Below are 9,328 nucleotides of genomic sequence, written 5' to 3'. Positions count from 1 at the left end.
CGGCTTCCTGCCCCTTCATCTTGCCCGATACGGTATCCGATCATGGCCGCCGGACGCCCGGCAATGCTCCGCCCCTCCCGCAAACCGCGTAGGACAGCGGGGGAGATCGCAGCACATCTTCCATGATGGAACCGCAGCTTCGCCCCGGTCCGTCGCCCGTTATGAAGCGGGCGGCGGAGCGGGCAAGAGCCGGCTTTCAAATAAATGCAAAAATAGGCCATTGACCACCCGCAAAGCCGCAGGCGTACGTTCAAGTGCCTGTTTTAACACACTTTTGCATGTGACACTTTGGCGAATCGCGGATTTGTGCGGAGTCGCCGCAGCAGCCGGGCCTATGGCTCGCGGACAAAGAAAAAGGGCCGGTGGCAGACCACCGACCCCGTTCTTTTTCCGTTCCGTGACCGGCCCATCCGGCACCCGACAGAGTGCCGAATCAGCCTGGTCTCAGAGCGCGGCGACGCGCTTGCTCAGCCGGCTCATCTTGCGAGCGGCGGTGTTCTTGTGGACCACGCCGCGGGCAACGCCGCGCGCCAGTTCCGGCTGCGCCTGCAGCAGGGCAGTCTGCGCAGCGGACTTGTCGCCGCTGGCCAGCGCCGTCTCAACCTTCTTCACGAAGCTGCGGATACGGCTGACGCGCGCGCCGTTGATCTCGGCACGGGCTTCGTTGCGACGGATGCGCTTGCGGGCTTGCGGCGTATTGGCCATGTTCGTCCTTGTGTTCCTGCCGGCGCGCCCCCTGAAATTCGAACGCGGGCCGGATAAGCATGGATTGTGGTTGCAGAATCACCCCGGGCCAAGACCCGCAGGAAAGCGGCGCGCTTAGCCAAGCCGTCGCCTCCGGTCAAGGTCAGCGGTCCAGGCGATAGAATTCGGCGATCGCGCGCCAGGCATCTTCCGCTGTCTCGCACCAGGTGATTAGGTCGAGATCACGACGCGAAATAACACCTTCGCGCGCCAGCGCGTCAAAGTCGATGACCTGGGTCCAGAACTCCCGCCCGAACAGCAATACGGGGATCGGCTTCATCTTGCCGGTCTGGATCAGCGTCAGCAGCTCGAACATCTCGTCGAAGGTGCCGAACCCGCCCGGGAACACCGCCACCGCCTTCGCGCGGATCAGGAAGTGCATCTTGCGTAACGCGAAATAGTGGAACTGGAACGCCAAGTACGGCGTCACATACGGATTGGGCGCCTGCTCGTGCGGCAGCACGATGTTGAGACCGATCGATTCGCCGCCCGCATCGGACGCGCCGCGATTGGCCGCCTCCATGATCGAGGGGCCACCGCCCGAACAGACCACGAATTGCCGACGCCCATCCTCGATGATCGAACGTTCCGTCGCGGCACGGGCCAGACGATACGCTTCGGTGTAGTATTTCGATTTAGCCGCCAGCCGTTCCACCACCTCGCGCTCGTCCGCCGGCAGATCCTTCGCCCCGGCCAGCGCGATCTCGACGGATTCGGGCGGCGGGATGCGGGCGGAGCCGTACATCACCAGGGTGGAGCCGACGCGCGCCTCGTCCAGCAGCATCTCCGGCTTCATCAGCTCAAGCTGGAAGCGCACGGGCCGCAGCTCGTCGCGCAGCAGGAAATCGGTATCGCGAAAGGCGAGACGGTAGGCGGGATGGGCTGTCTGCGGCGTATGCTGCGGTTGCTGGTCGGCGAAATCTGCCTCCTGCTCCGCACGGTAGAACTTCCGGTCGCCCAGTTGCGCCTCGTCCTCGGCGTCGATCCCCGATGCCCCTGTCACTTCAGAATTGTCGCGTGCCATGCCGCTCCCCGTGCCGGTCGAGGCCGGCTTTATCAAAGGCGGGCATATTGGGGCGGAAACGCCGCATTCAAGCGCGCGCCGGCACCGAACAGGCAGGACGGGCTGGCCGCCCTGCCTGTTGGATCATCCGGCCCTTACAATCCGACGCGCAACGCTGCGTTCGGATTGTTGGTGCCGTTGGGGAAGAACCCGCCGCCATTCCGGTTGGCGCCGGTGGCGTTGAGGTAGACGATGTTATGCACCTGCGGACTGGTGCGGCTGTAGGCGATGGCGTTGACGTTGGCCGGCACGATATTGGACGTCAGCGTGGCGCCACTGCCCGTCATCGCAATACCCTGGTCGCCATCGTTGCCGATGCCCTTGATCGGATCGTCGCCCGGCGTGCCGTCCAGCACATCACGCGCGTCCGATATCCGTCCCGCCGCCGTGACGAGGGAGGTGGTGGTCATACCCTTGGCGGTCAGCACCGTGCGCACCAGCCCGGCGTGATACGCCTCCGCCGCTAGGATGCCGGCCGCCGCCTCCAGATACACCTTGCTGGTCAGCAGCGGTGCGGCGCCCTTGTAGGCGGTGACGCCCACATCCTCGAACAGATAGGCGCCGAGCAGGAAGTTCTCGACCGAGGCGTAGGGATTGAACGTCTCCGACGCACCGATAACCCCGGCGGCGCGCGCAGCCGCGGTAAAGGCGCCGTTTGCATCGCCGGAAATGTTGATGTTCGGCATCGCCACCGCGGCGCTGCCCAAGGCCGTGCGCAGGAAGGCGACATGCGCGCGTTCGTCGGCGGCGATTTCCCGCGCATAGGCGCCGACCACAAGGTCGCCAGAGAAGTTTACCGGCGCGCCGCCGGTTACCGTACCGCCCGCTGCGCCCGAGCCGCTGGCGGTGAGGTTGGCTGGCAGGCCCGCACCGGTGACGGCAAAGGCGTAGAATTGCGCTTCCAGATATTCGAGGTTGAGAGCCAGGTTCAGAATGTCGCTGTCGCTCGGTGCCGAACTGGTCGGTGCCGGGGTTGGTGCGGGCGTCGGATTGTTGTCTTCATCGTCGTCGTCGTCAAAGCAGCCGGCCAGCATGGCCGCACCACTGACGGCCAGAGTGCTGCCCCCGGCGATCTTGAGGAACTTGCGCCGCGCTGTGCGGCGAACGTCGCTGGCAGCGAGGATTTCGAGTGCGGTCTTCGGATCGATCATGGTGTGAATTCCCTGTAAACTGGTCGTGAACGGATCGGCGAAGCGCCGCTCAGGTGGTGGAGCGGATCGTGCCGTTCACGCCGTTGGGGAAGAAGCCGCCCATCGTGGTCGTACCCGCATTGAGGTAGACGATGCGGAGCACCTGGCCGGTGGTCCGACTGTAGGCGAGGCCATTGTTGTTGAGCGGAGCGATGTTGGCGGTCAGCGTCGCGCCGCTGCCGCTGGGACGGATGCCCTGATCGTCATCCGCGCCGATCCCGCGGATCGCGTCGTCGGCCGGCGTGCCGTCCAGCGTATCGCGCGCGGTCGAGATCTGCTCGGTCGCGGTGACCAGCGCCTCGATGCCCTTGCCGTACAACGTCGTGCGGACGATCGCGGCGTGATATGCCTCCACCGCCAAGATGCCGGCGGCCGCCTCCAGGAAGGTCTTGTTCGTCAGCAGCGGGGCCGCACCCTTGTAGGCGGTGACGCCCACATCCTCGAAGATGAAGGCGCCCAACAAGAAGTTCTCGGGCGTTGAATAGGGATTGAAGACACCCCCTGCCGGGACCACGCCGGCCGCTCGCGCCGCTGCGGTGAAAGGGCCATCGGCCGCACCCGAGATGTTGATGTTCGGCATCGCCACAGCGGCGGACCCGAGCGCGGTGCGCAGGAAGGCGACATGCGCCTGCTCGTCCGCCGCGATCTCCCGCGCATAGGCGCCGGTCAGCGGATCGCTGGTGAAGTCCACCCGCGCGCCGCCGGTGACGGTGCCGCCGGCCGCGCCCGATCCGCTGGTGGTGAGGTTCGCCGGCAGGCCCGATCCATTGACGGCATAGAGGTAGAACTGCGCCTCCAGATATTCGAGGTTCAGCGCGAAGTTCAGCACGTCCGCATCCGTCACCGACTGCGCCGCCGCCGGATCGGAATAGGCGAAGGCGGAACCGACAGCGGCGGCGCCCAGCGCGGCGGTGAAGAATGCGCGGCGATCGGCACGTCGCTCTGCCCGCGCCTCAAAGGCGTCAATCACCTGCTCTTGCTGCGACGTCATTGGCTTCTCCCTGTTACCCGCATCGGGTTGGGGGGAACGGTTCTACGCGTGCGGGCATTGTAAGTTACGAACCGCATATCGTTGCGGATGCAATTGTGAGCAGAAAAGCAGATGGCGACGGAAAGTGACGGCTTTACCGCACCTGTCGCATCATCGCCGGCCCCGCCTGACCAGTCCCGCCGCGCCGCCCTGCAGCGGGCGCTGATCGCCACCGGCCTCCAGGATACGTCCGCATTCCGCCAGGTCTACGAGATGACGTCGGCCAAGCTGTTCGGCATCTGCCTGCGCATCTGCGGCGAACGGCAGGCCGCAGAGGACGTGCTCCAGGAGGTGTACCTGCTGGTCTGGCGGCGGGCACCGGGGTACGAGGCCGGCCGCGCCAGCCCGATCACCTGGCTGGCGACCATCGCCCGCAATCGCGCGATCGACTGGCGCCGTGCCAACGTCCGTGTCGTGGCCGAGCCGGAGTGGGACGCCGAAGGGACGAGGACGCCCGAACAGGCCGACGACGCGCCGCCGGTCGACATGATATTGATCGCGGAGGAAGATGCCCGGCAATTGCATGAATGCCTGGAGGTGCTGGACGACAAGCCGCGCCTGGCGATCCGGGCGGCGTTCCTGGGCGGACTGACCTACAGCGATCTGGCCCGGCGCGAAGGCGTGCCGCTGGCCACCATGAAAAGCACCGTGCGGCGTGGATTGCTGCAATTGCGGAAGTGCCTGACCGATGTCGCCTGACGATCAGACACTCGCCGCCGAACTGGCGCTCGGCCTGCTGGAAGGCCCCGACCTCGCCGTTGCGCAGGCACGCCTGCGGGCGGAGCCTGATTTCGCCGCAGAAGTGTCATGGTGGCGGGAACGGTGCGGGGCTCTGTCCGCCGCTGGTACCGAGGCCGCTCCACCGGCTGATATGTGGAACCGGATCGAGGCCGGCCTGGCGACGCCGGTCGCCGCGCCGACAGCCACCGGCGGACGGCGGCTGCCGTGGTTCGCAGGTGGTGCGCTGGCCGGCGCGCTAGCAGCATCGTTGGCGGCGGTGCTGCTGGTGCCGGCGCCCAGGACGATCGAGCGCGTAGTCAGGGTCCCGGTCGTCACACCGGCCGCCCCGCCGCTGGTGGCGATCCTCGCGCCGGGCGAAGGCACCGCACGGGAGCCCGTCGCGGCGGTGTTCGACCGCCAGACCCGTACGCTGCGGCTGACCGCCACCATCTCCGTGCCGGAGGACCGCGCGGCGGAGCTGTGGCGGATCGGCAGCGACAACGTGCCGCGGGCGTTAGGCCTTCTGACCGCGGGCGAGCGGGCACCGATCCGCATCGATGCGGACCTGTCGCTGCAGGCTGACGAGATCATTGCGATCTCCATCGAGCCCCTTGGCGGATCGCCCACCGGCACCCCGACGGGAGAGGTCATCGCCTCGGGCGCGCTACAACCGACCTGACCCGGTCCCGGTCAGAGGCGCGCAGGATCGACCACCACGTGCCGGATGCGCCGGCGATCATAGGTGTAGGTGATGTGGACCATGCCATCCCGGGCCTGCACCACGGCGGGATAGGCATAGCCATGCTGCAGCGGCGCATCCTCCAGCGTCAGCGCATTGCGCCAACGCACACCGTCATCAGACAGCCCGATATTGATCGGATAACGCACACCCTTGCCCGGCGTCTGCGGCGAATGGGCCGAGTGATTGTAGACGATCAGTTGTCGCCCATCGGCCAGGGTCACAGCGTCCGTCCCGGAATTGGGATTGGGCAGGTCCACCGGCATCGGCGCGCTCCAGCTCAAACCGTTGTCGGTGGAGAAGGTCGCGGCCACCACCCCCTGACGCGTGCGCGCGACCGCCTCCAACCGTCCGTCCGGCAGGAACAGGACGCTGGGCTGGATCGCGTCAAAGACATGCGCCTGCTCGGCCACCGGGATCACCGTCCAGTTCCGGCCTGCATCGGTGCTGCGTTCGAAGTGCATGGTCCAGCCCCCACCATCGGCTACCTCCGTGCTGGACGGCGACAGCCAGGTGCCATCCGCCAGTATCACCGGCTTGTTCTTGATCGGGCCCAGAACGCCGTCGGGCAGGCGGGTCGGCTCGCTCCAGGTCGCACCGTCATCGTCGGATGTCAGCAGCATGCCCCACCATTCCTGCGGGCTTGGCCCGACCTTGTAGAACAGCATCAGCCGGCCGGCGGGCTCCTGGAACAGCACGGGGTTCCAGGTCGGCAGGCGACTGCCGTCGGCCTGCACGCCGTCCGCCACCGACACCGGCGTGCCCCAGCCATCGCCCTCCATTCGGGCGAACCAGATCTCGACGTCCGGATGGCGTTCATGCGTCCCGCCGAACCAGGCGGCGGCGATGGTGCCGGTGCGGGTCTGCACAATTGTGGAGGCGTGGCTCTGCGGGTAAGGCGCCTCGTCGTAGATGAACTCCATCGCCTGCACGGCCGACGGCAGGGCGGCGGTTGCGGGCGCTTCGTCCGCCATGGAGATCACGGGGAGCAGCGCCAGTGCGCAGGCACCGACTATCAGGGTCCGCCGGCTCGTCATGCATCATCTCCATCAGAAAGGCCGGGCGCTTCGACGACGCCCTTGCGCAGGATCACATTGCCATAAAGGCGGGTCTCGCCAGTCGCCACGATGGCGAAGCATCCAGCGGCGCGCGCATAGAAGGCATGCCGTTCCAGTGTGCCAACCGGGCGCGTGTCCCCGGCGGCCGCCACCAGCCGGCAAATGTCGGCGACCGCATCCGGGACAGCGGTCGCGTCGCCGATCACCTGCATGGTGAAGGCGGCCTCGTCCGACCGGTCGAGCGGCAGCACGCCAAGGATGGCGCCCAGCATCCGGGTCAGCGGCAGGCCGTCGGCACGGATCAGGCGACGCGCCGTGGCCGCGGCGGGGAAGTTCGCATCGACGATGGCGATCTCGTCACCATGACCCATGGCTCGCAAGACCGCCAGCAGTTCGGGGCCGAGCAGCGGGTCGATACCGATCAGCATGGTGCCTCCGACAATTCCGTCATCAATGTCGTCACATCACCGCCCCGATCTGCCACGGCACGAATTCGGCGCCGCCATAACCGAGTTCCTCGCTGCAGGTCCGCTTCCCCGATGCGACGGCCAGCATCAGGTCGAGGATCTCGTCGCCCTTGGAGGCGATCGTCGCGCCGCCGGTGACGATCGAGCCGCAATCGAGATCGATGTCGTCGCGCATGCGTTCGTAAATGGCGGTGTTGGAGCTGAGCTTGATCGAGGGCGATGGCTTGTAGCCGAAGGCCGACCCGCGCCCCGTGGTGAACACGATCATCGTCGCCCCCGATGCCACCTGCCCCGTCGCGGAGCAGGGATCGAAGCCGGGGCTGTCCATGAACACCAGACCCCGCCGCCGGACCGGCTCCGCATAACCGATCACATCCACCAGTGGTGCGGTCCCCGCCTTGGCCACGGCGCCCAGCGACTTTTCCAGAATGGTGGTGAGCCCACCGGCCTTGTTCCCCGGGGACGGGTTGTTGTCCATCTCCGCGCCGAGGCGCGTCGTGTACTCTTCCCACCAGTCGAGCTTCGCACGCAGCTTGGCGGCAACGGCATCGTCGGCGCGCGCGTAAAGCAGATGCTCCGCCCCGTAGATTTCCGGCGTTTCAGACAGCAGCGCCGTGCCGCCCAGCGCGACCAGCCGGTCGACCGCATGGCCCAGCGCGGGATTGGCCGTGATCCCTGACCAGCCATCAGACCCGCCACATTGCAGTCCCACCACCAGTTCCGCCGCGGGCACCTCCGTCCGGCGCTGCGCGTCCACCTCCGGCAGCATGTCCGCCAATTCCCCTAGCCCACGCTCGATCGAACGGCGCGTGCCGCCGGTGTCCTGGATCGTCAGCGAGCGTACGGAGGCCTGCGGCCGCCATGCAGCCTGCTGCGTCAGCCGGGCAATCTGCAGCACTTCGCACCCGAGGCCCACCACCAGCACGGCGGCGAAGTTGGGGTTGGCCGCCGTGCCCCACAGCGTACGCATCAGCACGTCGTACCCCTCGCCCGACGAGGCCATGCCGCAGCCGCTGGCATGGGTAATTGGCACGATGCCATCAACGTTGGGGAACCGGGCGAGCAGGCCCTGCCGCTCGGCCGCCTCCGCGATGTGGCGGGCGACCGTCGCCGAACAATTAACCGAAGTCAGCACCGCGACGTAGTTGCGGATACCCACACGCCCGTCGGAGCGACGAAAACCCATGAAATTGCAAGGGGGCTGGGCGGGAGGTCGCCACTCACGCCGTTCCGCGCCGGCGCGGGCCGAAGACATCGCCAGATTGTGCGTATGGACATGATCGCCGGCGGCAATGTCCTGCGTCGCGACGCCGATCACCTGGCCATATTTGCTGACGGGTGATCCGACGACGATGGCGCGGAGCGCCACCTTGTGCCCGGCGGGTATGGCGGCGCGGGTCAAGACGCCTGCGTCACCCGCGACCGGCGTCCCGGCCGGCAGCTTGCCCGTGGCCACCGCCACGTCGTCATCGGCATGCAACCGAATCACCGCCGCGTCACTCTCGCTCATGCAGCCACCATTGCCCGACGCGGCCCTGACAAACGCGGCGTCGTGCCATATGGCAGGGGGTGCCGCCGCCACCCCCCGGCCGCAGGAGAGATATCGCCGTGAACGACGTACCGGGCAGTCGGCTTGCCGACCGCATCTATGGCCAGATCATCGCCATGATAATCGATCAGGCGCTGGTCGAAGGCGACAAGCTGCCGGGGGAGGAGGCGCTGGCCCGCCGCTTCGGCGTGTCGCGCCCGGTCGTGCGCGAGTCCCTGTCCCGCCTGAACAGCGACGGGCTGATCGCCACCCGTCCGGGCAGCGGGTCGTATCTGCGCACACGCCCGGCGGAACGGCTGGTGCAGTACCTGCCGGGGGAGGCGCTGGCCCCCGCGATCGGCATCTTCGAAGTTCGCTCGGTCCTCGAACCTGCGGCCGCCGCCCTGGCCGCGCAGCGCCGCACGCCCGAACAGCTCGCCGCGCTGGACGGCCATTTCGAGGAGATCCGGATCGCCGCGCTGACCAAGGCGCCGGCACACGAATCCGACCATGCCTTCCACTGCGTCATCATGGAGGCGACCAACAACGACTTCTTTCCGCAGACCTATGCCGCCATCGCGGAGGTGATCGTGCAGGGGATGAGCGCCGGCCTCGCGCTCAGCCGATCGGGGGAGGCGCCGGTCACGGACGTGGAGGAGCACGCCGCCATCCTGCGCGCGATCCGCGCGCGTGACGAGAAGGCAGCCGAACTCGCGATGCGCTGGCACCTGTGGCAGAGCCGGCAGCGCCTGATCAGCCGCTCCGGCGCGGCGTCCAACCGGCATTGAG

At 67.4% G+C, this 9,328-nt stretch carries 10 protein-coding genes; 3 read left to right on the top strand and 7 right to left on the bottom strand.

Features of this window, described 5'->3' with window-relative positions; translation table 11 throughout:
- Positions 1–444: 444 nt before the first annotated feature.
- The 4 genes from rpsT to V5740_RS13845 all read right to left on the bottom strand — a co-directional run bounded on the left by rpsT (position 445) and on the right by V5740_RS13845 (position 3,988).
- Positions 445–705: a 30S ribosomal protein S20 gene (rpsT, locus tag V5740_RS13860; RefSeq protein ID WP_347303053.1), complete on the bottom strand. Its 261-nt coding sequence runs from the start codon at positions 703–705 to the stop codon at positions 445–447.
- 142 nt (positions 706–847) lie between these two features.
- Positions 848–1,768 carry an LOG family protein gene (locus V5740_RS13855; RefSeq protein WP_347303052.1) on the bottom strand — a complete coding sequence of 307 codons (921 nt, stop codon included), beginning with the start codon at positions 1,766–1,768 and terminating at the stop codon, positions 848–850.
- Between the two features lie 134 nt (positions 1,769–1,902).
- Entirely contained in the window at positions 1,903–2,958 is a 1,056-nt protein-coding gene (locus V5740_RS13850) for a ferritin-like domain-containing protein (protein ID WP_347303051.1), read from the bottom strand.
- Between the two features lie 49 nt (positions 2,959–3,007).
- Positions 3,008–3,988 (bottom strand): ferritin-like domain-containing protein, encoded by a 981-nt coding sequence (locus tag V5740_RS13845; RefSeq protein ID WP_347303050.1) that lies wholly within the window; start codon positions 3,986–3,988, stop codon positions 3,008–3,010.
- Between the two features lie 111 nt (positions 3,989–4,099).
- Between V5740_RS13845 and V5740_RS13840 the strand changes: the two genes are divergently transcribed.
- Together V5740_RS13840 and V5740_RS13835 are read left to right on the top strand one after the other, a co-directional pair.
- Positions 4,100–4,726 carry a sigma-70 family RNA polymerase sigma factor gene (locus tag V5740_RS13840; RefSeq protein ID WP_347303049.1) on the top strand — a complete coding sequence of 209 codons (627 nt, stop codon included), beginning with the start codon at positions 4,100–4,102 and terminating at the stop codon, positions 4,724–4,726.
- Positions 4,716–5,426 carry an anti-sigma factor gene (locus V5740_RS13835; RefSeq protein ID WP_347303048.1) on the top strand — a complete coding sequence of 237 codons (711 nt, stop codon included), beginning with the start codon at positions 4,716–4,718 and terminating at the stop codon, positions 5,424–5,426. The genes V5740_RS13840 and V5740_RS13835 overlap by 11 nt, the downstream gene beginning before the upstream one ends.
- 11 nt (positions 5,427–5,437) lie before the next feature.
- Here the strand turns inward: V5740_RS13835 and V5740_RS13830 are convergent, their stop codons facing one another.
- The 3 genes from V5740_RS13830 to V5740_RS13820 are packed head-to-tail and all read right to left on the bottom strand — an operon-like array spanning position 5,438 to position 8,521.
- Positions 5,438–6,523 (bottom strand): sialidase family protein, encoded by a 1,086-nt coding sequence (locus V5740_RS13830; protein WP_347303047.1) that lies wholly within the window; start codon positions 6,521–6,523, stop codon positions 5,438–5,440.
- Positions 6,520–6,972 carry an RbsD/FucU domain-containing protein gene (locus V5740_RS13825; protein WP_347303046.1) on the bottom strand — a complete coding sequence of 151 codons (453 nt, stop codon included), beginning with the start codon at positions 6,970–6,972 and terminating at the stop codon, positions 6,520–6,522. The genes V5740_RS13830 and V5740_RS13825 overlap by 4 nt, the downstream gene beginning before the upstream one ends.
- Before the next feature lie 31 nt (positions 6,973–7,003).
- Complete coding sequence (locus tag V5740_RS13820; protein ID WP_347303045.1) at positions 7,004–8,521, bottom strand: altronate dehydratase family protein; 1,518 nt, start codon at positions 8,519–8,521, stop codon at positions 7,004–7,006.
- Between the two features lie 98 nt (positions 8,522–8,619).
- Between V5740_RS13820 and V5740_RS13815 the strand changes: the two genes are divergently transcribed.
- Positions 8,620–9,327 (top strand): FadR/GntR family transcriptional regulator, encoded by a 708-nt coding sequence (locus tag V5740_RS13815; RefSeq protein ID WP_347303044.1) that lies wholly within the window; start codon positions 8,620–8,622, stop codon positions 9,325–9,327.
- Position 9,328 lies beyond the last annotated feature (1 nt).

It is taken from the genome of Croceibacterium sp. TMG7-5b_MA50, assembly GCF_039830145.1.
GTDB lineage: Bacteria > Pseudomonadota > Alphaproteobacteria > Sphingomonadales > Sphingomonadaceae > Croceibacterium.
Note: the sequence above shows the minus strand (reverse complement) of the source record. Positions and strands in the feature narration are given on the sequence as shown.